Here is a 23,872-nt window from a genome sequence, read left to right as displayed (position 1 = left end):
GGTTTTTTTTCGCGTGCTGACAGGTCCTTGCTTGTGTGGCGTGCTGGCATCGGTACGGTCATGTCGCCCTGGAGCTGGGCATCAGGGCTTGGGTGGTGCTCCTGAACCCAGGTCGTAATGCTGTCTGACTGCGTATTCAGCGATACTGGCCTCGATACCGTAGTACCTGGCCATGGCCTCGCCATTGAAGTAGGTATCGAATCGATCCCTTGAGCGCAGCGTGGTTCTGAAGTGATATCCAGGCAGGTCGATATGGGTGTGACCCTGTTCGATAGCCCGGGCAATAAGGGCTTGCCGTACATGATTTTGTTGCCAGGTGCCGTAATAACTGCGCAGTATCAGAGCAGTGGACACCAGCCAGAGTACGGCGCACACGCCCAGCGTCAAGGTCAGCGCGCGCTGGATGTTTGCGCGATGGGCGGATCGAGCCAGCAGATCATGTCCGTAGATCGACAGGGCCACCAGCAGATACATGAAAGAACCATTCAAGGCCCGTTTGGGGATATTGGGGGCCAGCATCAAGATGGCGTTGGCCAGCAGCGAGGCGGCGACCAGCAGCCAGATCAGGCGTCTTGCCGGCGCGCTGGTGGTGGGTCCGCTCCAGACACGCCAGACCAGCATGACCAGGATCACTCCCCAGTAGCGCAACATGGCATCAGGAAAGCGGCGGCTGAAGTGCTCCCAGAGGCGCCAGGTCAGAGGCTGGTCGTACCAGGCGGTAAAGAATTCGGCGCGCACCTGATTGCCGGGCGCCAATACCAGCAGGCTGACTCCGATCCCCATGCATACCAGCCAGATCAGGGGCCAGGTTCCGAGGGATCGCGTGCGCCGGTAACGTTGAATACTCAGGCCGGCCAGCAGGCACCAGCTGATGATACCGGTGTTCTCGTTGGAGCAGCCTGCCAATACGGCAAGCGCACACAGGCCCAGACCGATTGCCGGCGATGTCGTCCCTTTTTGCAGACGCCAGACATAGGCCAGAGCAAAACCAAAATTGAACAGATTGGGCCATAAGTAATTGGCTGACCCCACCAGCCAAAAGGTGGTCTGCCCCAGATCCGGGTTCATGAGCCAATACAGCATGAAAACCAGCAGCACGATGGAAGGACGCAGTGTCTGTCCGGCCAGCCTGGCCCCCAGGGCTGACAGGATCAGGATCACGCCTGCGAGGGCGGCGGTGCCCAGGCTGGCCTTTAACCAGGGTGGCGCCAGACTGAGCAGGGCGCTGGAAAGGGTATCCGAGACCAGCCGGCCGCTCCAGTTCAGGTAGTGGCGCGCGATTGCGTCCCAGGCAATGCCTTTGTTGGCATAGCTGAAGTCGTCCGAAATCATGGGCGTGAGTCGGTAGATGGACCAGGTCGCCGTCAGCGCCAGCATCACAAAGAAAATGAAGGTCCAGATAGCAAAACGGGGGCCGAGCAAAGGCAGGCTGAGTCGCGACTCAGCGTAAGGGAGGCTGGAGCTCATTGAAAGGAACAGCGGTACTTGTGAGCAGACCCCGGCCTTGGCATGACACCGTATCCGCGGCCCTGCGTGTTGAAGCCTTGGTAAACAGGAATATCGACCAGGCGGAAAGACAGGAAATTATCGCAGACATTCGTTGAAACGTAGCGTTTAACAGCTTTACCGAATGTCATTCTTTAAATCTAAACCAAATCGGGGTTTTCCCTGCTTTTGCGGCTTCTTGCGCTTATTGGCCAGGCGCTGCGCAAAGTGGATATACCGGCGCAAACGGCACTTCTACCATTGGCTCCATCGTCATATCTAAAAACAAAAGGAGAACGGACGTGGGGGACATGACAAAGAAAATAGCCGCCGTGGCATTGGGAGTGGGTGTTGTGGCTGCAGGCCCGGCCTATGCCATTGAGGGAAACGGTTTGCCGATTTACCCGGACGGTCTGGAAAACTTCATGAGCGGGGCCTTGCCTCCGCCCGGCGTGCATATGCTGATGTATGGCGGTGCCATGCGCTATGACTCGGTGCGCGACAAAAACGGCGACAAGCTGCCTATTCCCGATTTCAAGGTGGATGTGGCCATGGTGGCCCCTCGCCTGGTGTGGGTGACCGATCAGCAAGTCTTGGGTGGGCAACTGGCGTTCCACGCTCTGGCTCCCCTGCTGACCGTCAAGGCGCAAGCGGCTGGTCAGTCCCAGCGCCGCAGCGGTCTGGGCGATGTGGTGTTCGGTCCTGCGCTGGGCTTTCATCCCAGCGAGAAGATGCACTACATCCTGGGCGTGGACTTTGTCGCGCCTACCGGTCGTTACAAGGTGGGCGATAGCGCCAATCTGGGTCGTAACTACTGGGCCATCCAGCCGGCCGCCGCCTTTAGCTACATGCAGCCCAGTGGCATCAACTGGGATGTGAAGTTGATGGTGGACTTCAACATGCGCAACAGCGATACCGAGACCCGTACGGGTAAAGCCATTCATGCGGACTACGCCTTGGGCTGGGGCTTCGGGAACGGTCTGGTGCTGGGTGTGGGTGGTTACGCCTATCAACAGATTGAACGCGACCATGGCCCCATGGCCGGTGATGGCAAGGCCCGTTCCTTTGCCATTGGCCCGAGCCTGCGTTACGCCAACGATAAAGGGCTGCTGATTACGGCCAAGTATCAGCAGGACCTGGGTGTGCGGGGTCGTCCTGAAGGTAAACAGTTTTTTGTAAAAGTAGCGGTTCCGTTCTAAGGGCCCGCGGCAGGAGAGCGACATGAAAGGACTGAAGGATAAGGTAGTCATCGTGACCGGCGGCGCCACGCGTGTGGGCGCCGGCGTGGTCGAGGTGCTGATGGGCTACGGCGCCCGAGTGGCTGTGTTTGACATTGATGCCGCAGGCGGGCAGATCGCCGTTGGCAACGACGTTGCCAAGGCCAGATTCTGGGAAGTGGACATTACCAGCGATGACAGCCTGAATGCCGCCATTGAACAGGTGAAAGCGCACTTTGGTCGTGTGGATGGTCTGGTCAATCTGGCCTGCTCCTATCTGGATGAAGGCATGGCGTCCAGCCGTGCGGACTGGCTCAAGGCGCTGGACATTAATCTGGTCAGCGCGGTGCAGGCGGCCAAGGCGGTGCGCCCCTTGTTGCCGCGAGGGGGCTCCATCGTCAACTTCACCTCCATCTCCTCGTCAATTGCGCAAACCGGACGCTGGCTCTATCCGGTCTCCAAGGCCGCCCTGCTCCAACTGACACGCAGCATGGCCCTGGACTTTGCCCCTGACGGTATTCGCGTCAACTCGGTCTCGCCCGGCTGGATCTGGTCGCGCGTGATGGATGAGCTGACCGGCGGTGACCGCGCCAAAACTGATCGTGTGGCTTCAGCCTTTCACATGCTGGGCCGCGTGGGTGACCCCCAGGAAGTGGGTGAAGTCGTGGCCTTCCTGCTCTCGGATTCGGCCAGTTTCGTCACCGGGGCGGATTACGCCGTGGATGGCGGTTACTCGGCCATGGGCCCTGAGCAAGGGGTACCGGCCATCCCCAAGCTGGCTGAATAAGAAAAACCGGGATGCCGCGTCGATGGCATCCCTCGCTCCCTCAGAAGGAAAAAATCATGCGTAAAGTTGCTATTGTGGGCGCTGGCCAGGCTGGCATGCCCGTTGCATTCGGTCTTTTGGCCAAGGGCTACGACGTAGCCGTTTTCACCAACCGCAGTCCCGACGATATTCGTGGTGGCCGCGTGATGTCCAGCCAGTGCATGTTTGCCGAGGCGCTGGATGTAGAGCGCCGTCTGGGCCTGAACTTCTGGGACGACGAATGTCCACCCGTGCAGGGCATCGGTTTTGCCCTGCCCAACCCTGAACAGCCTGACACCAAGGCCGTCGATTGGAGTGGCCGTCTGGATCGTGAAGCCCAGGCAACTGACCAGCGCGTAAAGATGCCTTACTGGCTGGAAGTGTTCGAGCAGCGCGGCGGCAAGCTGATCATGGAAGATGTGGGCGTGGCTGAACTGGAGCGCATCACCCAGGAATACGATCTGACCATGTTGGCTGCCGGCAAGGGCGAAGTGGTCAAACTGTTCGAGCGTGACGATGAGCGCTCCATGTACGACAAACCCCAGCGCGCTCTGGCCCTGACCTACGTACACGGTCTGGAGCCTACGCCTGAGTACTCGCGTGTGTCGTTTAACTTCATTCCGGGTGTGGGCGAATACTTTGTGTTTCCTTCGCTGACGCTGTCGGGTCCGTGCGACATCATGGTGTTTGAAGGGGTGCCCGGTGGTCCGCTGGATCGGTTCCGCGAGGCCAAGACGCCAGAGGCGCATCTGGAACAAAGCCTGTCATTCTTGCGTGAATTTCTGCCTTGGGAAGCAGATCGTGCCCGTAATGTTGAACTGACCGATGCCCAGGGTTACCTGTCTGGCGCGTTCCCTCCCACCGTACGCAAACCTGTGCTGACCCTGCCGTCGGGCCGCATGGTGCTGGGCTTGGGTGATGCCGTCGTCGTGAACGATCCCATTACTGGCCAAGGCTCCAATAATGCTGCCAAAGCCGCCCAGGTATATCTGGACAGCATCCTGCAACGCGGTGAAGGCGCGTTTGACCGTGACTGGATGCAGGCCACGTTTGAGCGTTACTGGGATTACGCCAATCTGGTGGTGCGCTGGACCAACTCCATGTTGAAGCCGCCAACCGATTCTTCGTTCGCCTTGCTGACTTCGGCCCAGCAATCGCCTGCTCTGGCCCACTTCCTGGCCAACAGTTTTAACCACCCGCCGGTGCTGTTCCCGGCCTGGGAAGATTTGACCGCCGCTCAGGATTTGATTGAGAAAACGCGCAGTCAGTCTGTGGCTGCCTGATAGACCGTATTCAAGGAGACGTACCATGACCCCCACCGCAACGCTGCAAGACTCCTCGTCCCCCACCGCTGCCCAGCGGCAGGCCGTGTCTGCCCAAGCGTTGGCAGCCGCTGACGCCAAACCCACACCGTCCAATCTGAATGTGGTCGATAGCCGTGCGTTTCGCCAGGCACTGGGCCATTTTCCAACGGGGGTGGCCATTGTCACCACACGTTGTCCTGATGGCCGGGCGGTGGGGCTGACGATCAACTCCTTTACATCCTTGTCGCTGGAGCCGCCATTGGTGATGTGGAGTCTGGTGAATCATTCTCCCAATCTGGCGGTGTTTGAGAACTGCAGCCACTTTGCCATCAACGTGATCAGCCAGGAGCAGGTGCCTGTGGCCCTGGGCTTTGCCAATTCCCAGGTCAAGGACAAGTTTGCGCTGGTCTCGCATGTGGATGGCGAGGAAGGCGTGCCCTTGCTGGACGATTGTGTCGCGACCTTTGTATGCGAGAACTACCGTCAGCACGAAGGGGGTGACCATACCTTGTTCATTGGCCGTGTGGTGCGTCACACCACCTTGACCGAGCACGAGCCCGCGGTATTTCACCGGGGTCGTTTCGCCAGCCTGACCACGCCGGACGGAGAGCGTTGAAATGAGTGACGCGCATAGCGCTGATGTCGTTATTGTCGGCAGCGGGATGAACTCCCTGACCTGCGCCGCCCTATTGGCCCAGCGCGGCCTGTCGGTGACCGTCCTGGAGCGCAATGCGGTGGCGGGAGGCTGTATCCGTACCGAGGAGCTGTTTCCCGGCTTTACCCACGATGTTCTGTCGAGCTGGTATCCCCTCTTTATGGGGGGAGCGTCTTATGCCGCGCTGGCCGAACCCCTGGCCAAGGCGGGACTGGAGTTCGTCAAGGGTGAATACAGCACGGGACTGGCCATTCCGGGGGGGCCGGCGCTGGCCTTGCGTCAGGATATGGACGATACGGTACGCCGTTTCAATGCCGTGATGCCGGGTGAAGGCGATGCATTGGGAGCCATGGCGGCCTGCATGTTTGGCCCGGATGCCGGCCTGGTGTTTGGCCTGCTCGGGGGTGAGCCTTACCGCTGGCCGATGGCCAAGCTGGCTTTTGGGGCCTGGCGTGAACGCGGGCTGGATGGCTTGATGTCCTTCGGTTCGCAGGCCCTGGAAAGTTTCCGACGCTGGGCCATGCGCGATCTGCGCAGCGATCTGGCCCGCGCCATGATTGCGCCCTGGGTGCTGCACAGTGGCCTGGGCCCGGACGAGGCCAGCTCGGCCCTGATCGGCAAGCTGACCTTCAGTGCCGTGGTCAGCGGCGGCATGCCCGTGGTCAAAGGTGGCAGTGACCAGATTGTGAAAGCGTTTACCCGCATTATTGAACAAGCAGGGGGGGCGGTTCTGACCAACTCGCATGTGGATCGGGTGCTGGTCGAGGGGAACAAGGCGAGCGGCGTGTGTGTCGGCGCCCAGCGCTATCTGGCGCGTCGTGCCGTGGTATGCAATGTCACGCCCGGCCAGCTGTATGGTGATCTGGTGCCGGATGCACCACCCGCTCTGGTGAAGTCTGCGCAGGATTATCACTATGGCCGGGGCGGCATGCAGATTCATTTTGCCTTGAATGCGCCGCCCGACTGGGTGGACCCGGAATTGCGCCATGTTCCCATGGTACATGTCACCGAAAGCATGGAGCAGGTTTGCTCCTCGGTGGTGACGGCCAGTAATGGCTATCTGCCCGCCAAACCGACGCTGGCCGTCGGTCAGCCGGTGGCCGTGGATGTGAGCCGCGCGCCGGAAGGACACTGGATTTTGTGGGTTCAAATGCAGGAGTTGCCCCGTCATATCAAAGGTGACGAGGCAGGCGAAATTGCCGTGCCCGCTGATGGGCGCTGGAACGAGGCAGTGCGCGAGGCCATGGCCGACCGTGTGCAGGCCCGACTGGAAACGGTCATGCCCGGCTTGGCCGCCAAGATTATCGGGCGTCGCAGCGTCAGCCCGGCGGACCTGGAAGCCTTGAACATGAATCTGGTCGGGGGCGACCCCTACAGCGGTGTGTGCTCGCCCGATCAGTTCTTTTTCATGCGTCCTTTCGCGGGACACAAGAACGCGCGCAGTGGCACCACCCCCTGGCGCAATCTGCACCATATTGGTGCGTCGGTGCATCCGGGTCCAGGCCTGGGCGGGCAGTCCGGCTATCTGGCGGCCCAGCGCATCCTGAAAGGGTGAGGCGCTGCTTCAGTGCTGACCGCCGCGCACCCGCTGCAAAGTTTCGCTGGGCGTTTCGCCAAAGCGGTTGCGGTATTCGGCACTGAAACGGCCCTGGTGGGCAAAGCCCCAGCGCATGGCCAGATCGGCCAGTGTCAGATGCGGTTCGTTGGAGTGAATCAGTTCGTGGCGCAGACGATCCAGCCGAACCTGGCGCAGATACTGCATGGGGCTGACCCCGTAGTGATCCCGGAAAGCCTGTTGCAACGTGCGCGAACTGACGCCCGCAATGGCGCTGAGCTCGTCCACCGTGACAGGCAGGTGAGCCTGTTCATGCAAATGGCTGGCGACTTTTTTCAGATGGCGCGGCAGGATGCGGGTCGGGTTGACCGGCTGAATCTGGGCAGGCGGGTGCAGGTCCAGCAGGGTCGTCACGGCCAATTGCTCCAGCTGGTTGATAATCAGCGGAGAGCGTCGGATGTCCTCGTAGTTGCGCGCGCAGTCCAGCACATAACGCAGCATGATTTGCCAGGAAGGCTGGGTATGCGCCTGAAGGCGCACCGGAAACAGCAAACCTTGCGGGCCCACATCCAGGCCCATGCCGCGGGCGGCCTGCTCGACCAGATTGCGATCGATCTTGAGCATTAATTGCTCATTATTGGCGTGCCAGATCATATCCACATCCTCGTTGGGGTTGAGGATGGTGGCCGCATAGGGGCTGGAGTCCACGGTCTGATTGCCGCAGCGCACCTTGGCGGTGCCGTACTGAGGCATCTGGATCAGGTAAAAACCGGCCAGATGATCGGGTTGAATGTGGACGTCGGCGCCATAGCCCAGGCGGCTCAAGGCGACCTGACCAAACTGGGCGTGGCGCAGCCGGGTTTGCAGGGTCTGGTCGGCACGTAACTGCTTGAGCTGGTGCGACTTGATCATGTCGCTGACAGATTTGCGCACCTGTTCCAGGTCAGCAGAAGCTACACGTGCCCAGTGATCGGGCTTATTTTCCATGTTTCATGCGCCTAGATGGTTCTGAAAGACAGGAAGGAGACGTAAAACCTTGAGTTTCAACGGTTTGCAGCGGCTTTATTTTAGTTGTAAAGTATATCAGTGGGCCATCGGGATTTCCCGCAGTCCCGTTTAGTTTCTTGTGTTTATTAATCGAGAGAACCGTGCAGAAAGACTTTCACTTTTATGAACCCACCCAAGGCCATGGACTGCGCCACGACCCCATCAGCTCGATTGTGGGTCCTCGTGTCATTGGTTGGATCGGCACTAAAAGCAAGGATGGCGTGCTGAATCTGGCCCCATACAGTTTCTGCAATGTGTTTAACTACCGCCCTCCCGTCATCGCTTTTTCCAGCGTGGGCTACAAGGATAGCGTGCGCAACGCCATTGAAACCGGCGTTTTTACCTGGAACCTGGCCACGCGTGATCTGGCCGAGCCCATGAACATGACCAGCCTGGAACAGGACGTGCGCGAATTTGAAGTTGCTGGCCTGACACCTGCGGACTCCCGCCTGATCGATGCCCCCCGTGTGGGCGAGAGCCCTGCCTCGCTGGAGTGCAAGGTGACGACCCATTTTCAGTTGAAAGACTCGGAAGGCAAGGACCTGAATACCTGGATGGTTCTGGGTGAAGTGGTGGGTGTGCATGTGTCGCCCAACAGCATTGTGGACGGCATTTACCGCACCGCCATCCCCCGCCCGATTCTGCGTGGCGGCGGCCCCGGCGATTATTTTGAGATTACAGATCTGACCTTGTTTGATATGCCACGCCCCAAGTCTTGAGCGGCATGAAGCAACAGGCGTCAGAAGCGCTGCTGGGCCGCTATTGAGCAGGCTTGCAGGCAAGGATGCCCAGGATGACAAACCAACGGCGCCGCAAGGCGCCGTTGGTTTTATGTGGGCTCAGGGGGAGCCGGAGTGTTTAGGCGGTTTGGCCTGTCGAGGCACATCCGGCGGCCCGGCGCTCCGGCTATCAGGTGTTTCGGTAATGTCGCAGTCGGGCAGGCTCAGCGAACTTGCTGCTTCTCACTAGCCCGATGACCTGTCGATCTGAGCGACCTGAAAGAGGCCGTCAAAGACCCGTCAAGTCGCACTGCGCACCGTAGGCGCAGATCTTAGCCCTTGGACGAACCACCCGCCGCCAGGAACTGTGCCAATCGAGGGCTGCGTGGCGACACCAGCACTTCTTCCGGTGGGCCTTCTTCTTCGATCAGGCCCTCGTGCAGGTACACCACTTTGCTGGACACATTGCGGGCAAAGCTCATTTCGTGAGTGACCACCACCATCGTGCGCCCTTCTTCGGCCAGATTCTGCATAACGCGCAATACCTCACCGACCCGCTCCGGGTCCAGTGCCGAGGTAGGCTCGTCAAACAGCATGACTTCGGGCTCCAGGGCCAGGGCTCGGGCAATGGCCACACGTTGTTGCTGGCCGCCGGACAAAAAGGCCGGGTACTGCTTGGCCAGATCGCGCGACAGCCCCACTTTGTCCAGATACTGTTCGGCTTTGGCAATGGCCTGGGCCTTGTCCATGCCCTGTACATGAATGGGCGTGGCCGTAATGTTCTCCAGCACGGTCATGTGAGACCACAGGTTGAAGTGCTGAAAAACCATGGCCAGACTGGTACGCAAGCGTTTGAGTTGTTGCTTGTCGACCGCAACCAGCTCGTCCGTTTTGGGGTCCAGACGGGTTTTCAGCTCCTCGCCCTTGATGACGATACGGCCGGAGTTGGGTGTTTCCAGGAAATTGATGCAACGCAGGAAAGTACTTTTGCCCGAACCGCTGGAACCGATCAGGCTGATGACGTCACCGGGTTCCGCGCTGAGAGAGACTCCCTTGAGGACCTCCAGGGAGCCGTAGCGTTTGTGAATATTCTCGATGAGCAGGTTGGGCATGGAAAGCGGTATCGTATTGAAAATAAAAAAGACCGGTGCGAGGCGGCAGAGGGGATTACAGCACAGACTGGCCGCCAGGAAAATCATTGGACCTGTGGTTTTCCCGTACAAATCTGTGGGTCTAAACGGATTTGCGCGCATTTCTGGGTTTATGATGCAGTCTTTCCCCCAGCCCTGATCGGGCTAAGGGCGCGGCGCAAACCGCGTGTTAGCCAAGCTTAGGTGTCCGTATTCGGGGACCTGTTTCTAGAGAGTGTTGTCATGAAAAAAGTGGTCCGTGCCAAGCTGCATGGTATCAAGGTGACCGGTGCCGACTTGAACTATCACGGCTCGATCACCCTGGATCCGGAAATCTGCGAACAAGCGGGCATTTTACCCATGGAGTTTGTGGAAATCTGGAATAAGGACAGCGGAGCCCGTATTTCTACATATGTGATTTTCGGTGAACCCGGCTCGCGCTGCGTGGTGTTGAACGGCGCGGCAGCCCGCACCTGTCAAAAAGGCGACACCGTCATCATTTGCGCCACTGAATACGTGATGAACTCCGAAGATCTGTATTCCCTGCGCCCTACCGTGCTGACGTTTACGCCTGAAAATGAAGTGGACGAAGTCATGCATTATGAAGTGGCCAAAACGGCCCAGCGTGATTACGACTTCCGTGTGGTACGCGACGAGCGTCCTCGCGGTGCCGAGCGCCCACTGGCCCGGGTCGACGTGGATGCCCTGTCCGCGGATCTGCGTTCGCGTGGCCTGGATGATCGTGCCATTGCCGATATCCTGTCCTGCCATCTGGCTGATTTCGCGCCTGCCGCTGCACAAAACTGATCTGGCAGTGCCGGGCCGTCATGGCCCGGCTGTTCATCAGGACATCCTCACCCTGCGCATTCAGGCGTGGTTGTCGACAAGAATAAAAGAAACGCTGCACCCACTGCCTTTGACAGTGACCGCAGCGTTTTTACATCAAGCCTGATCGCGCCCTTCTTCTACGGCATGACAAGCCACTTCCTGCGGCCCGGTTTGCAGCAAGGCCGGGGCTTCGCGGCGACAGCGATCATTGGCCAGCGGGCAGCGCGGGTGAAATGTACAGCCCGAAGGTGGGTTTAGCGGGTTGGGGACTTCGCCCGCTACCGGAATGCGGCTTTTACCCGCCCCGCTCATGTCGGGAATGGCTCCCAGCAACATGCGCGTGTAGGGGTGACGGGGCTGTGCGAACAAGTCGTCGCGTGGCGCAATTTCCACAATTCGGCCCAAATACATGACACCCACCCGGTCGGCTACGTGGTGCACCACGGCCAGGTTGTGCGAGATGAACAGATAGGTCAGCCCCAGCTCGCGCTGCAAATCCTTCATCAGGTTCAGGACCTGTGCCTGCACCGACACGTCCAGCGCCGATGTCGGTTCGTCGCAGACGATGAACTCGGGCTGCAAAGCCAGAGCACGGGCAATCGAGATGCGCTGACGCTGACCGCCGGAGAACTGGTGCGGATAGCGCTGGGCATCACTGGCGTTCAGGCCTACCTGGGTGAGCAGCTCGGCCACTTTGGCCTGCTGCTGGGCAGGGCTCATGTCCGTGTGGGTAACCAGCGGCTCGGCAATAATGCGGCCCACGCGCCAGCGTGGATTCAGACTGGCATAGGGGTCCTGAAAAATCATCTGACGGCGCTTGCGCATGGCTTTCTGGCTGGCCTTGTCCATGGATTGCAGGGACTGACCATCAAACAGAATGTCGCCGCGTGTCAGCGAATACAGGCCCGTCAGCAAACGGGCCACCGTGGATTTGCCGCAACCCGATTCGCCCACCAGCGCCAGGGTTTCACCCTTGTTCAAGGTGAAGCTGACACCATCGACCGCGCGCAGATTGACTTTGGGTTTGCGGTAGACCAGGCGTTCCAGCAAGGGCGGGGACACATCAAACCAGCAGGCGGCGTCCTTGACCTGGACCAGGGCTTGTTTTGGGGCGCTCATGCGGACTCCTGTGCATGCAGCCAGCAGGCTGCCTGTGTCTGAGGGGGAACGGGCATCAGCTCGGGGCGTTCGACCAGGCAGCGATCAAAACGTCGGTCGCAGCGTGGATTGAACGCACAGCCGGGCGGAATGGCATTTAGCCGCGGCATGCTGCCGGGGATTTGTTCCAGACGTTCCAGCCCACCGTGCAGATTGGGGATGGAACGCATCAGACCACGGGTATAGGGGTGGCTGGGCTGTTGAATGACATCTTGCACCGGGCCCACTTCGATGATGCGACCGGCGTACATCACCGCCACGCGGTCGGCGGTTTCGGCAATCACCCCCATATCGTGGGTAATCAGCATGACCGAAGTGCCTTGCGAGCGACAGAGTGTTTTGAGCAGGTCGATAATCTGCGCCTGAATGGACACGTCCAGGGCGGTGGTAGGTTCGTCGGCCACGATCAGCTTGGGCTCGGCCGCCAGGGCCAGCGCAATCACCACCCGTTGGCGCATGCCGCCGGAGAACTGGTGCGGATAGTGGTCGATACGCTCACGCGCGGCCGGGATGCCGGTGGCTTCCAGCAATTCGATGGCGCGCTCCCGTGCCTGTTTCCAGGACAGGGGCAGGTGCGTGACGATGGTCTCGGCTAACTGGTGGCCTACGGTATAGAGCGGGTTCAGCGACGTGAGCGGGTCCTGGAAAATCGCGCCAATCTTGCGGCCACGAATCTTGCGCATCTGGTCCTGATTCAGATTGTCGATGCGCTCGCCTTCCAGCAGGATCTGGCCACCGCTGATGCGGCCGGGGGCATCGAGCAAACCAATAATGGAGGAACCCGTCAGGGATTTGCCGGCGCCGGACTCGCCCACCACGCCCAGCACCTCGCCGGGAGCGATGGAAAAGGACACATGATCCAGGGCTTGGAGCACGCCGCGCCGGGTCGGAAATTCGACACACAGGTCTTGGACAGTTAAGAGTGCAGTCATGGCTCAGCTCAATTTGGGGTTCAGGGCGTCACGCAACCAGTCGCCCAGGAGGTTGACCGACAGCACCAGCAGTACCAGCATCAGGCCGGGGAAGATCGTGATCCACCATTCGCCCGAGAACAGGAAGTCGTTACCGATGCGGATCAGGGTGCCCAGCGACGGCGAGGTGGCTGGAACGCCCACGCCCAGAAAGGACAGGGTGGCCTCGGTAATGATGGCGGTGGCCAGATGCACGGTAGCCAGGACCAGAACCGGACCCATGACGTTGGGCAGTACATGGCTGAACATGATGCGTGGCGAGGACACGCCAATGACACGAGCAGCCTGCACGTATTCACGGTTCTTTTCCACCAGCGTGGAACCGCGCACGGTACGGGCATATTGTGGCCAGCCGGCCAGCGCGATGGCCCCGATCAGCACAGGAAAGGCCACAACATCGTGCATGCTCAAGGGGAAGACGGCACGGGCCACGCCGTCGATCAGCAAGGCAATCAGGATGGCCGGGAAAGACAGCTGTACATCGGCCACCCGCATGATGAAGGCATCGACACGGCCACCGGAGTAACCGGCCAGAAGCCCCAGCACGATGCCCACGATCATGGACAGGGCCACCGAGGCCAGTCCGATCAGCAAGGAGGTACGCGTCCCGTACAGCAGCGCCGAAAACAGATCGCGGCCCTGGCTGTCGGTCCCCAACCAGTATTGGGGGGAGCCGTTTTCCGACCAGGCCGGGGCCAGCAAGGCATCCATGAGGTCGATGGAGGTCAGATCGAATGGGTCGTAAGGAGCAACCCAGCGGGCACCCAGTGCGCCGATAAACAGCAGCAGGGCCATGATGGTGGCCGCAATGGCCACGGGGGAGTGACGCCAGGACCAGACCAGATCGCTATCCCAGGCATTTTTCAATTTAGCGAACATATTAATGCCCCTTGGCGCCCGACAATTGGGTGCGCAGACGTGGATCGACCAGGAAATACAGCAAGTCCACCAGCAGGTTGATCACCACAAAGACCAGGGCAATCAGACAGAGGTAGGCGGCCATCACGGGGATGTCGGCAAACTGCACGGCCTGGATAAACAGCAGACCCATGCCTGGCCATTGGAAAACGGTTTCTGTCACGATGGCAAAAGCGATAATGCCGCCCAGTTGCAGACCCGTAATGGTGATGACCGGCACCATGGTGTTTTTCAGGGCGTGACCAAAGTGGATGGCGCGTTGTGACAAGCCACGGGCACGAGCAAATTTAATGTAGTCGGCGCGCAGCACTTCCAGCATCTCCGAGCGCACCAGACGCAGGATCAAGGTGAGCTGGAACAAACAGAGCGTGATGGCGGGCAGGATTAAATGCTTGATCCCGTCCCAGCTAAGCAGGCCGGTACTCCACCAGCCAAACTTCAGAACTTCCCCGCGGCCATAGCTGGGCAGCCAGCCCAGCTGTACCGAGAAGATCAGGATCAGCAAGATACCGATCAGGAAGGTGGGCAGAGAGATCCCCAGCAGGGAAAAGGCCAGAATGCTCTGTGCCATGAACCCATTGCGCTTCAAGGCGGTGTAGACGCCCAGTGGCAGGCCAATGAGCAGGGCCAGTATGGCGGCCACCACGGACAGCTCTACCGTGGCAGGCAGGCGGTCTTTCAGTAGCGTGGAAACAGGTTGGGCTTGCCGCAGGGACAGACCAAATTCGCCTTGTACGGCCTGGGAGACAAAGCGGGCGAATTGCACGGGGGCGGGTTGGTCCAGCCCCAGGCTGGCACGCAGTTCCACGCGATCTTGTTCGGTGGCGTCCTGTCCGAGCATGATGGTGACCGGGTCACCAATGTAGCGGAACAGCACAAAAGCCAGAAGGCTGACCGTCAGCATCACCAGAACAGCCTGGATGAGACGGCGAATAATAAATACCAGCATAGGCGGTCTCCTGGTAGAGCGCGAGGATCACTCGCGACCAGTGTCGTCCTTAATGTGTAGAAAGGGCCCGGCAAGGGGGCTGGTGTAGAAACGGATGACTACAAGGTAATGGGAACCAGCCCCGCACGAAGGCGGGGCTGGGGTGGGGAAAAACTTAGTCGATAGTGGTCCATTGAGCCAGCAGGCGGTTGTCCGCACGGTGGATCACGTTGACCTTCTTGGCCATGGCCCAGGGAATGATCTGGTCATGCAAGGGGATGTGGCCCACTTCCTTGGCATGGATTTCCAGAACCTTGTGGATGGCAGCATCGCGTTTGGCCACGTCGGTTTCGGTCTTGATCTGATCAATCAAGGCGTCCACTTCGGCGTTTTCGTAGTTACCGAAGTTAAAGGAGCCGTCAGCGCCCTCGCCCTTGCTGTGCATCAGGCTTTGCAGGGTGTAGAGCGCATCAAAGGTCGGCACGCCCCAGCCAAACATGTAGGCGCTGCTGTCGTAGCTCTGAACTTTGGGGAAGTAGGTGGCGCGTGGCATGGCGTTCAGGTTGGCTTTCACGCCGACCTTGGCCCACATGCCCACGATGGCCTGGCAGATGGCTTCATCGTTGATGTAGCGATCGTTCGGGCAATCCAGGGTAAAGGTCAGGGAATTGTCGTAACCGGCTTCTTTCAGCAGTTCCTTGGCGCGATCCTGGCTGTAAGGCAGGCGCTGGGCCAGCTCTTTGGTGTAGCCGTGAACCTGAGGGGCCACCATGGTGCCGGTGGGGGCGGAGGAACCGCGCATCACGGCTTTCTTGATGGCTTCAATGTCGATGGCCACATACAGGGCTTCACGGACACGCTGGTCGGCAAACGGGTTCTTGCCCTTGATGCTGCTGTATTTCAGCTCGGGGCTCTTTTGATCCAGACCCAGGTAGATGGTGCGGTATTCGTTGCCTTCCACAATCTTGGACTGTTGGCGCAGGCGTTGCAAATCCTGTGCCGGTGGGTCCAGAACCAGGTCCACTTCGCCGGACAGCAAGGCGGCGGTGCGGGTGGCGTTCTGCTTGATCGGCACATAGACCACTTCGGTGATGTTGCCTACCTTGTTGCCCTTGTTCCACCATTCTTCGTTTTCGACAAAGACGGTGCGCACGTCCACTTCACGCGACTTCAGCTTGTAAGGACCAGTACCGTTGGTGTTGCGAGCCGAAAAGGTTTCTTCGTTCTTGTTGAAGTCCTGGGGCTGGGTGACCTTGTTCTTTTCAGCCCAGTCCTTGTTCATCATGAACACGCTGGTCAACTGGCGCAGCAGTACGGGGTTGGGGGCGGCGGTGATGATATCCACCGTCTTGTCGTCCACCTTTTCTGCTTTGACGATACCGTTGACGTAGGCCTTGAAGTTGGACGTTGGCGCCATGGCGCGCTGGATGGAAAACACCACGTCGTCAGCCGTAAAAGGTTCGCCATTGTGGAACTTCACACCCTCGCGCAAGGTAAAGCGCCAGACGGTGGGTTCACGCTGCTCCCAGGCGGTAGCCAGGCTGGGCACGATCTGGAAGTCTTTGTCGTAGTCCACCAGGGGCTCATAGACATACATGCTGCCCGTGATGGTGAGGTTTTCGTTCTGAGCATGGGGGTCCAGGGTCATGAAGTCACCCTGGCTGGACCAGGTAAGCGTCTTGCTGTGGCCTACCAGGGGCAGGGAGACCAGAGCTGCCAGCGCAGCAGCCAATACTGTTTTTTTCATGAAAACCTCCTGTTGGGGTGCTTGGTGTCGCTGATAGAGAGGCTGCATAGTAACCGGGCGCTTGGCACAGGTTCAATACGTAGTTTCAGCTCACCGTCAGCGTAACGATAATTAGTGATTTATATCATCTTGCCGCTTATTCAGTAGCCCCCAGCGTCCAGCCCACTTGTCGCTATAATGGTGTACGTATATACAGTTAACAGGCTGACCGTGGTGACGGGACAAGAAGAAACCCCTCTGGAGCGACGCATCGCTCATGTGGATATGGATGCGTTTTATGCCTCGGTAGAGCTGCTGCGCTACCCGCATTTGCGTGGCCGCCCCGTGGTGATCGGCGGGCGCAGTGCTGATGCGCCGCGTCAGTTGCCTGACGGCAGCTGGCAACATGCCCGTCTGGCCGATTACGTGGGGCGCGGGGTGGCCACGACTTCTACCTATGAAGCACGCCAGTTGGGCGTGTTCTCGGCCATGGGTTTAATGAAGGCGGCTCAACTGGCTCCCGACGCCATCTTGCTGCCTGCGGATTTTCAAGCCTATCGCCATTATTCGCGTCTGTTTAAACAGGCCGTGGCCACGGTCTCGGACCATATCGAGGACCGGGGCATCGACGAGATCTATGTAGACCTCAGTCATAAGACCGAAGACAGCCACGCACTGGCCGAGCAGATCCGCCAAGCGGTGAACCAGGCCACGGGCCTGACCTGCTCCGTGGGCATTACTCCCAACAAGCTGCTCTCCAAGATTGCCTCGGAGCTGAACAAGCCCAATGGGGCCTGCGTGCTGACCATGGACGATGTGCCTACCCGCATCTGGCCGCTGGCGGTGGGCAAGATCAATGGGATTGGCCCCAAGTCGGTACTCAAGCTGACAGAGCTGGGCATTGGGCAGATTGGAGAGCTGGCGGCCACCCCGGCGGAGAAGCTGCAGGAGCATTTTGGCCTGCGGTATGCACAGTGGCTGATGGCCGTGGCCCACGGCCAGGACGACCGTCCCCTGACGACGGATCGCACCCCCAAGTCCATCAGCCGTGAAACCACGTTTGAGCGTGATCTGCACGTGCGCATGGATCGCTCCCGCCTGTCCTGGGTGCTGGAGTCCTTGTGTGAAAAGCTGGAGCAGGATCTGCGCAAATCTGCCATGTGCGCCCAAACCATAGGCATCAAGCTGAAGTTCGAGGACTTCAAAATCGTGACGCGCGACCTGTCCCTGCCCACTCCGGTGCTGGCGGCCGATGCCATTCTGGCCGCCGCCCGCCAGAATTTGAAACGCGCTGTGCTGGACAGACGTTTGCGTTTGCTGGGTGTGAAAGCCAGCGCTTTGCTGCCTATCAGTGAAATGCCGCAGGAGCAGCCTCGGCAACTGGATCTGGACGGTTTGTTTTAGGCAGGCAGCGCTTTGCCAGGCTGCTGCCTGGATGACAGGTTTTAGACAGACGTGCCTTAGCCACCTCCACCCCGTTACTGCGTAAAGACTTCAGGCTTAAAACGCTTTGGCGCCTGCCAGGGCGCGGATGTGTACCAGAAAAGGGACAATCCGCGGCCAGATGACCATTGTCCCAGGCATAAGCGTCCTGCCGGGGGTGGGCTGCGTTAGAATAAATTGTCCAGCCGCCGGGCTGGTTTATTTTTTTTTCATTTTCATCAAGGTTTGCCGTTATGGAATTCGATCGGGCCGGTGTACGTGCATTAATGGAAATTACCCAGCGTCCGGAGTTGGTCTTTGTGCGAGGAGAAGGTTCCTGGCTGCAAGATCACAACGGCAAGCGATACCTGGATACGGTCCAGGGCTGGGCCGTGAACGCGCTGGGCCACAGCCCTGCCAACGTGATCAAGGCGATCACCGAACAAGCGTCCAAATTGATCAATCCTTCGCCTGCGTTCTACAACGAGCCCTCTATTGAGCTGGCCAAACGCATCGTGGAGCACTCCTGCTTTGACCGCGTGTTCTTTGCCAACAGCGGTGGTGAAGCCAACGAGGGTGCCATCAAGCTGGCGCGCAAATGGGGTCAGATCAACAAGAACAACGCTTACAAGATCATTTCTTTTGAGCACTCCTTCCATGGCCGTACCCTGGCTACCATGTCCCTGTCCGGCAAACCCGGTTGGGATCGCATGTTTGCTCCTCAGGTTGAAGGCTTTCCGAAAGCCAGGCTGAACGATCTGGAATCCGTGCGCGCGCTGATCGACGATCAAACCGTGGGCATCATGCTCGAACCCGTGCAGGGCGAGGCCGGTGTCATTCCCGCTACCGTGGAATTCATGAAGGGTCTGCGCGCCTTGGCCGACGAGCACAAGCTGCTGCTGATCGTGGACGAAGTGCAAACCGGCATGGGCCGCACCGGTACCCTGTTTGCCTACGAGCACTCGGGCGTCCGTCCGGACATCATGACGCTGGGTAAAGGCATTGGTGGTGGCGTGCCGCTGTCGGCACTGTGCGCCCGCGAAGAAGTGTCCTGCTTCCAGCCTGGTGACCAGGGCGGCACCTACAATGGCAACCCCTTGATGACCGCGGCTGGCGTGGCTGTGTTCGACGAATTGACGGCTCCCGGCTTTCTGGAGTCGGTCAATGCCCGCGCCAAGCAGTTGTCCGAAGGCTTGCTGGCCATCAGCGCCAAGTGGGGCATGAACGGCGAGCGTGGTGAGGGTCTGCTGCGTGCCCTGATCCTGGATCAGGACGACGGTCCGGAAATTGTGGCCGCTGCCCGCGACCGCGCTCCAGAAGGCATGCTGCTGAATTCGCCACGTCCGAACCTGCTGCGTTTCATGCCAGCGCTGAACATCACAGCCGACGAAATCGACCTGATGCTGGCCTGGCTGGACGAAATCCTGGTCAAGGTTCGCGGCTAAGCTGTGTTGCTGCCATAAAGAAATCCGCCTTCGGGCGGATTTTTTTTGGTCTTTGGATTTTTGTAGCCCTGCGGGTCTGGTAGGCTTGCAAACCGCCGTTCCTGGCTTAGAAGTCGAGTTGCTCAGTTGTAATCCCAAGCGCGGCGGCAATGCGCTCCAGGCTGCTTTTGCGTAGCCGCTCGCTGCTCTCTTGCTGAGCATAGGCAGATTGGCTGATACCCAGGCGAGCGGCCAGCTCTGCCTGTGTCAGCCCAAGGTGTTCACGCCATGCCCGAACCGGCGTTGCACCGTCGATCGTGCTGCTGACGACGGCGTGGGGGATTAGCCCGCCGTCCTGGGCCTGGCTGGCGATGTAGTCCTGGTAGGGAATCACGACAAAAGCGGGATTGCCGTCCGGGCCATTGATGATCTGAATGTTAGTACGTACGTTCATCGCGCTTTCTCACTTCCTGGATGTCGATAATTCTTATTTCTGCGTCCCAATCAAACAGGACGCGATAGTTTCCGATGCGCAGGCGATAGCCATACGGGTGATTCGTCAGCGCTTTGATGTTTTGCGATCCGGAGCAATTGGGCATATCAGCCAAGTTGCCGACACCGTCGCGGATAGCGCCTTGGTGTTGCCTGTCGATCTTGCGCAGTTGTTTGGCGGCTTTGGGTGTCCAGAATATCGAGTTCATGGACAGAATATAAGTTAATTATAAGTTAAGTTTCTTGATATAAGTTTGGAAAAATTGCGCGGAGGCCGACAAAAAACCATTTGTGACCTTTGTCCTTGCTCTCCCACGACTAACTTGAAACGCGCATGAAATAGCACAGACCTCATCGTTGCCAGTGTTTAGTTTATTTAAAAAAATAATATAAATATCAATAACTTGAAGTAATTTTATCCAGCCATTAGCCAGCATAAGTAAATGATTGTTCTGTTGTGGTGCCAGGGGAAGGGAGTCGATGTAATAGAAGCTTCCAAGATTTGCCTGCAAACGCAGGCCCACCCTTTGAGGCACTGTTTACCATGCTCCAGCATCTGTCCAAACTTATCGTAGCTAGTGCCCTTGTGCTGGCTGTTTCTCCGGCCATCGCCGCCGACTCCTTACGCATTGGCGTGGTACCCGGTGCCTATGCCGATTCCATCAATGCGGCGGCTCAGGATGCCAAGGCCCAAGGCATCAATGTCGAGGTGATTGAGTTCACCGACTGGACCACGCCCAATGTGGCAGTGGATAACGGCGATATTGATATCAACTATTTCCAGCACCAGCCTTTTCTGAAAAACGCCATTGAGAAAAACGGCTACAAGCTGGCCAGCGCGGGCACGGGCATTCTGGCCAATGTGGGGCTGTATTCGCTCAAGCATCAGGCGGTAGAACAGGTTCCCCAAGGCGGCAAGGTAGGCATCGCCAACGATCCCGTGAACCAGGGCCGTGGCCTGTTATTGCTGCAGAAGGTCGGGCTGATCACGCTCAAGCCGGAGGTCGGTTACCTGGGCAGTCTGAATGACATTGTCGAGAACCCCAAAAAGCTCAGCTTTGTGGAAGTGGAAGGCCCGCAACTGGTGCGTATTACGGGGGATGTGGATATTGCACAGGGCTATCCGCATTTCATCGTGGCGGCCAAGGCCTTTGATCCTTCCAGTGGGCTGGCCTACTCGGGTATTGAAGATGCGCAGTTTGCGATCCAGTTCGTGGTGAAAGCAGACCGTACTCGCGACCCCGTCATTCAAAAGTTCATTTCCATCTATCAAAACGCCCAGTCCGTGCGTGATGTGTCGCGAGCCGCGTTCAATAACGACGAACGACTCTACACCCTGGCCTGGTTGAACAAGCAAGAAGGAGCGAAGTAATGACTGCGATTTTTTCTGCTCGCCTGCCGCGCTGGGCGCTGGGCATGGTGTTGGCTGCCGTCCTTCCTTGGAACAGCGTTGCAGCGGTAATCAAAGTGGGCTCTCTTCCTGGCGCTACCGCGGATGCGGTACAAGCGCTGATCCCGGAAGGCAGGAAGCATGGTCTGGATATTGAGCTGGTCGAGTTTACGGATTGGACGCTGCCCAACGAGGCTGTCAATAACCGCGATATTGATGTGAATTTCTTTCAGCACCAAGCCTTTCTGAACAATGCCATCAAGGAGCGTGGCTACGAGCTGGAATTGATTGGTCTGGGCTTGCTGCAAAACATTGGCCTGTACTCGAACAAGTATCAGTCTCTGGACCAGGTTCCCAAGGGCGCCACTGTGTCTTTACCGAATGATCCGGTCAATCAGGGCCGGGGTCTTTTGCTGTTGCAACAAGCAGGCTTGATCACCTTGCGTCATGGTCTGGATACCGGTGCCACGGTCAATGATGTGGTGGATAACCCCAAGCAACTCAAGCTGGTGGAAATTGAAGGCCCGCAACTGATTCATTCCCTGCCAGATGTAGATCTGGCCGTGGTCTGGCCCAGCTATTTTGTCAGCGCAGGTCGCAAGGCGGATGCGGGCAAGGCCCTGGTCTATTCCGGTATTGCCGACACCTTTTACGCCATGGGTTTTGCCACGCGCAAAGACCGCGTCAATGACCCGGCACTGAAACAGTTCGTCGAACTGTTTCAGCAGTCGCAGGCGGTGCGCAACACGATTGCAGACCGTTTTGATCACAACCCCAATCTGTACACCTTGCCCTGGCAAGGTGGCAGCGCAGCGAGCAAGTGATATGGCCTACACATCCGTATTACGGCGTCATGCCGATCTAGTGCGCGACACCGCCGAACAGGCCGCCGGCCAGCGTGAGCTTCACAAGGCCAGTGCGTCTGTCAAAGTGGAACGGGAACCGCGGTCCAGTGCCGTGAAGGCAGGCAGCGTGGCCTTTCGTAATCTGTCCAAAATCTATCAGTCCTCGGCAGGCGCTGTGCCTGCTTTGCAGGACATTGATCTGGACATCGAGCCGGGCAGCATTTTCGGCATTATTGGCCGCAGTGGTGCGGGTAAATCCAGCTTGCTGCGCACCATTAATCGGCTGGAGCGCCCAAGCAGCGGCCAGGTGTTGGTCGATGGCGTGGACATTGCCCGTCTGAATGAATCGGAGCTGGTGCAGCTGCGTCGCCGCATCGGCATGATTTTTCAGCATTTCAATTTGCTGTCAGCCAAGACGGTGTACGAGAACGTGGCCCTGCCCTTGAAGGTGGCGGGTGTGTCCGCGCAGCACATCGCCCAGCGCGTTCAGGAACTGCTGCAACTGGTCGGCTTGCAAGACAAGGCCGATACCTATCCCAGTCGTTTGTCGGGTGGGCAAAAGCAGCGTGTGGGCATTGCTCGCGCCTTGGCCACCGGCCCGGAGATTTTGCTGTGCGATGAAGCGACTTCGGCCCTGGACCCGGAAACCACACAGTCCATCCTGAGCCTGCTCAAGGACATTAACCGCCGTCTGGGCATCACCGTCGTGCTGATTACGCACGAGATGAGCGTGATCCGTGAAATTGCCGACCGCGTGCTGGTGCTGGAAAAAGGCCGCATTGCCGAGCTGGGCGAGGTCTGGCGTGTATTTGGCAAACCGCAGCATGACGCCACCAAGGCGCTGTTGGCACCTTTGCAACATAGCTTGCCGGAGGATTTGCAGGCACGACTGGTGCAAGAGCCGCCTAAAACCGGAACATACAGCCGCATTTTGCAACTGAGCTACAGCGGCGAAGGCGGATGGGAGCCCGACTTGTTGCACATTGCCCGCAGCCTGCCCGGCCAGCCCCAACTGGTTCATGGCGGCGTGGACCGTATTCAAGGCCATGCACACGGACGTTTGCTGGTCGCCATTGAAGGGCATGTAAGCCTGCCCGATTTGACATCCCTGACGCAAGGCCCGGCGGCCATCGCGCATCACATTGAGGACATTGGATATGTTGTGGAATCTGAGTATCCCCGTTGAGCGATACGGGCAGGCTTTTCTGGACACACTGATGATGGTGGGCGTGTCGGGGGCGATCGCCTTTCTGGCCGGCATTCCGCTGGCGGTGCTTTTGATCGTGACGGCTCCTCATGGCTTTTGGGAGTCGCCCAAGATCAACCTGGCGGTGGGTAGCGTAGTGAATGGTTTTCGGGCCACGCCCTTTATTGTTTTGCTGGTCGCCTTGATCCCCTTCACGCGTTTGCTGGCCGGCACCACGATTGGCGTGTGGGCGGCCATTGTGCCCCTGGCAATCAGCGCGACTCCTTTTTTCGCCCGTATTGCGGAAGTCAGTCTGCGTGAGGTGGACTCGGGCCTGATTGAAGCGGCTCAAGCCATGGGCTGCAAGAAGTGGGACATCGTGCGCCATGTCTATTTGCCCGAGGCGCTGCCCGGCATTGTGGGTGGCTTCACCATCACCATCGTGGCCTTGATCAGTTCCTCGGCCATGGCCGGTGCGGTCGGTGCCGGTGGCCTGGGGGACTTGGCGATCCGCTATGGCTATCAGCGCTTTGACACGCAGGTGATGCTGATTGTCATTGCGGTGCTGATTGCCCTGGTCACAGCGGTGCAGTTTGCGGGAGACCGTTACGTGCAAAGGCTGCGTGCCCGTTGATCCGAACTCAGCCAAGGGCTGGCGCACGTAGTG

Annotated in this window: 23 protein-coding genes; 13 read left to right on the top strand and 10 right to left on the bottom strand. The window is 58.8% G+C overall.

Annotation, left to right across the window (positions count from 1 at the left end; translation table 11 throughout):
• Positions 1 to 81: 81 nt before the first annotated feature.
• Positions 82 to 1,467, bottom strand: coding sequence for a DUF6056 family protein (locus VF694_RS13170; protein ID WP_415302026.1), 1,386 nt, complete (start codon positions 1,465 to 1,467; stop codon positions 82 to 84).
• A 329-nt stretch (positions 1,468 to 1,796) separates the two neighbouring features.
• Here VF694_RS13170 and VF694_RS13165 point away from each other — a divergent pair, with 329 nt between their 5' ends.
• The 5 genes from VF694_RS13165 to VF694_RS13145 are packed head-to-tail and all read left to right on the top strand — an operon-like array spanning position 1,797 to position 7,021.
• The gene (locus VF694_RS13165) at positions 1,797 to 2,684 is read left to right on the top strand and encodes a SphA family protein (protein WP_003800647.1); all 888 of its coding nucleotides are present in this window, start codon (positions 1,797 to 1,799) and stop codon (positions 2,682 to 2,684) included.
• Positions 2,685 to 2,706: 22 nt separating this feature from the next.
• On the top strand, positions 2,707 to 3,489 hold the full coding sequence (locus VF694_RS13160) for an SDR family oxidoreductase (RefSeq protein WP_003800645.1): 783 nt from the start codon (positions 2,707 to 2,709) through the stop codon (positions 3,487 to 3,489).
• 56 nt (positions 3,490 to 3,545) lie between these two features.
• The gene (locus VF694_RS13155; protein WP_003800644.1) at positions 3,546 to 4,790 is read left to right on the top strand and encodes a styrene monooxygenase/indole monooxygenase family protein; all 1,245 of its coding nucleotides are present in this window, start codon (positions 3,546 to 3,548) and stop codon (positions 4,788 to 4,790) included.
• A gap of 25 nt (positions 4,791 to 4,815) precedes the next feature.
• Complete coding sequence (locus VF694_RS13150) at positions 4,816 to 5,427, top strand: flavin reductase family protein (protein WP_003800641.1); 612 nt, start codon at positions 4,816 to 4,818, stop codon at positions 5,425 to 5,427.
• A 1-nt stretch (position 5,428) separates the two neighbouring features.
• The gene (locus VF694_RS13145; protein WP_440164570.1) at positions 5,429 to 7,021 is read left to right on the top strand and encodes a phytoene desaturase family protein; all 1,593 of its coding nucleotides are present in this window, start codon (positions 5,429 to 5,431) and stop codon (positions 7,019 to 7,021) included.
• A 9-nt stretch (positions 7,022 to 7,030) separates the two neighbouring features.
• On the opposite strand, the gene VF694_RS13140 is transcribed toward VF694_RS13145, so the two are convergent.
• Positions 7,031 to 8,008, bottom strand: a complete 978-nt coding sequence (locus tag VF694_RS13140) for an AraC family transcriptional regulator (RefSeq protein WP_003800638.1) — start codon at positions 8,006 to 8,008, stop codon at positions 7,031 to 7,033.
• A 161-nt stretch (positions 8,009 to 8,169) separates the two neighbouring features.
• On the opposite strand from VF694_RS13140, the gene VF694_RS13135 reads away from it, so the two are divergent.
• Positions 8,170 to 8,787: a flavin reductase family protein gene (locus tag VF694_RS13135; protein WP_003800637.1), complete on the top strand. Its 618-nt coding sequence runs from the start codon at positions 8,170 to 8,172 to the stop codon at positions 8,785 to 8,787.
• A 332-nt stretch (positions 8,788 to 9,119) separates the two neighbouring features.
• Here VF694_RS13135 and VF694_RS13130 read toward each other — a convergent pair whose 3' ends face one another.
• A complete protein-coding gene (locus VF694_RS13130; protein WP_003800636.1) occupies positions 9,120 to 9,899 on the bottom strand; it encodes an ABC transporter ATP-binding protein in 780 nt (259 codons plus the stop codon).
• 261 nt (positions 9,900 to 10,160) lie between these two features.
• Here VF694_RS13130 and panD point away from each other — a divergent pair, with 261 nt between their 5' ends.
• The gene (gene panD, locus VF694_RS13125) at positions 10,161 to 10,724 is read left to right on the top strand and encodes an aspartate 1-decarboxylase (RefSeq protein WP_003800635.1); all 564 of its coding nucleotides are present in this window, start codon (positions 10,161 to 10,163) and stop codon (positions 10,722 to 10,724) included.
• 135 nt (positions 10,725 to 10,859) lie between these two features.
• Here panD and VF694_RS13120 read toward each other — a convergent pair whose 3' ends face one another.
• The 5 genes from VF694_RS13120 to VF694_RS13100 all read right to left on the bottom strand — a co-directional run bounded on the left by VF694_RS13120 (position 10,860) and on the right by VF694_RS13100 (position 16,467).
• Positions 10,860 to 11,864, bottom strand: coding sequence for an ABC transporter ATP-binding protein (locus VF694_RS13120; RefSeq protein WP_003800634.1), 1,005 nt, complete (start codon positions 11,862 to 11,864; stop codon positions 10,860 to 10,862).
• Entirely contained in the window at positions 11,861 to 12,835 is a 975-nt protein-coding gene (locus VF694_RS13115; RefSeq protein WP_003800633.1) for an ABC transporter ATP-binding protein, read from the bottom strand. The genes VF694_RS13120 and VF694_RS13115 overlap by 4 nt, the downstream gene beginning before the upstream one ends.
• Before the next feature lie 3 nt (positions 12,836 to 12,838).
• Entirely contained in the window at positions 12,839 to 13,753 is a 915-nt protein-coding gene (locus tag VF694_RS13110) for an ABC transporter permease (protein ID WP_003800632.1), read from the bottom strand.
• A gap of 1 nt (position 13,754) precedes the next feature.
• A complete protein-coding gene (locus VF694_RS13105; RefSeq protein WP_131071126.1) occupies positions 13,755 to 14,741 on the bottom strand; it encodes an ABC transporter permease in 987 nt (328 codons plus the stop codon).
• Positions 14,742 to 14,895: 154 nt separating this feature from the next.
• Positions 14,896 to 16,467 (bottom strand): ABC transporter substrate-binding protein, encoded by a 1,572-nt coding sequence (locus VF694_RS13100; RefSeq protein WP_003800630.1) that lies wholly within the window; start codon positions 16,465 to 16,467, stop codon positions 14,896 to 14,898.
• 213 nt (positions 16,468 to 16,680) lie between these two features.
• On the opposite strand from VF694_RS13100, the gene dinB reads away from it, so the two are divergent.
• Together dinB and VF694_RS13090 are read left to right on the top strand one after the other, a co-directional pair.
• Positions 16,681 to 17,850 (top strand): DNA polymerase IV, encoded by a 1,170-nt coding sequence (gene dinB, locus VF694_RS13095; RefSeq protein ID WP_100214806.1) that lies wholly within the window; start codon positions 16,681 to 16,683, stop codon positions 17,848 to 17,850.
• 272 nt (positions 17,851 to 18,122) lie between these two features.
• Complete coding sequence (locus VF694_RS13090; protein WP_003800626.1) at positions 18,123 to 19,313, top strand: acetylornithine transaminase; 1,191 nt, start codon at positions 18,123 to 18,125, stop codon at positions 19,311 to 19,313.
• Between the two features lie 106 nt (positions 19,314 to 19,419).
• Here VF694_RS13090 and VF694_RS13085 read toward each other — a convergent pair whose 3' ends face one another.
• Together VF694_RS13085 and VF694_RS13080 are read right to left on the bottom strand one after the other, a co-directional pair.
• Positions 19,420 to 19,746 carry a helix-turn-helix domain-containing protein gene (locus VF694_RS13085; protein WP_131071127.1) on the bottom strand — a complete coding sequence of 109 codons (327 nt, stop codon included), beginning with the start codon at positions 19,744 to 19,746 and terminating at the stop codon, positions 19,420 to 19,422.
• On the bottom strand, positions 19,730 to 19,993 hold the full coding sequence (locus VF694_RS13080) for a type II toxin-antitoxin system RelE family toxin (RefSeq protein WP_003800623.1): 264 nt from the start codon (positions 19,991 to 19,993) through the stop codon (positions 19,730 to 19,732). The genes VF694_RS13085 and VF694_RS13080 overlap by 17 nt, the downstream gene beginning before the upstream one ends.
• 335 nt (positions 19,994 to 20,328) lie before the next feature.
• Between VF694_RS13080 and VF694_RS13075 the strand changes: the two genes are divergently transcribed.
• Genes VF694_RS13075 through VF694_RS13060 form a run of 4 tightly spaced genes read left to right on the top strand, consistent with a single transcriptional unit; the run spans position 20,329 to position 23,839 of the window.
• Positions 20,329 to 21,156 (top strand): MetQ/NlpA family ABC transporter substrate-binding protein, encoded by an 828-nt coding sequence (locus VF694_RS13075; RefSeq protein WP_003800621.1) that lies wholly within the window; start codon positions 20,329 to 20,331, stop codon positions 21,154 to 21,156.
• Complete coding sequence (locus tag VF694_RS13070; protein WP_003800619.1) at positions 21,156 to 21,998, top strand: MetQ/NlpA family ABC transporter substrate-binding protein; 843 nt, start codon at positions 21,156 to 21,158, stop codon at positions 21,996 to 21,998. The genes VF694_RS13075 and VF694_RS13070 overlap by 1 nt, the downstream gene beginning before the upstream one ends.
• A 1-nt stretch (position 21,999) precedes the next feature.
• Entirely contained in the window at positions 22,000 to 23,205 is a 1,206-nt protein-coding gene (locus VF694_RS13065) for a methionine ABC transporter ATP-binding protein (RefSeq protein WP_003800617.1), read from the top strand.
• Positions 23,177 to 23,839, top strand: coding sequence for a methionine ABC transporter permease (locus VF694_RS13060; RefSeq protein ID WP_440164559.1), 663 nt, complete (start codon positions 23,177 to 23,179; stop codon positions 23,837 to 23,839). Before VF694_RS13065 ends, VF694_RS13060 begins: the two co-directional genes overlap by 29 nt.
• Positions 23,840 to 23,872 lie beyond the last annotated feature (33 nt).

This window comes from Alcaligenes sp. Lyrl_28 (assembly GCF_051948705.1).
GTDB classification, from domain to species: domain Bacteria; phylum Pseudomonadota; class Gammaproteobacteria; order Burkholderiales; family Burkholderiaceae_B; genus Alcaligenes; species Alcaligenes ammonioxydans.
The sequence above is the reverse complement of the archived record's forward strand: the minus strand, read 5'-3'. Positions and strand labels throughout refer to the sequence as shown.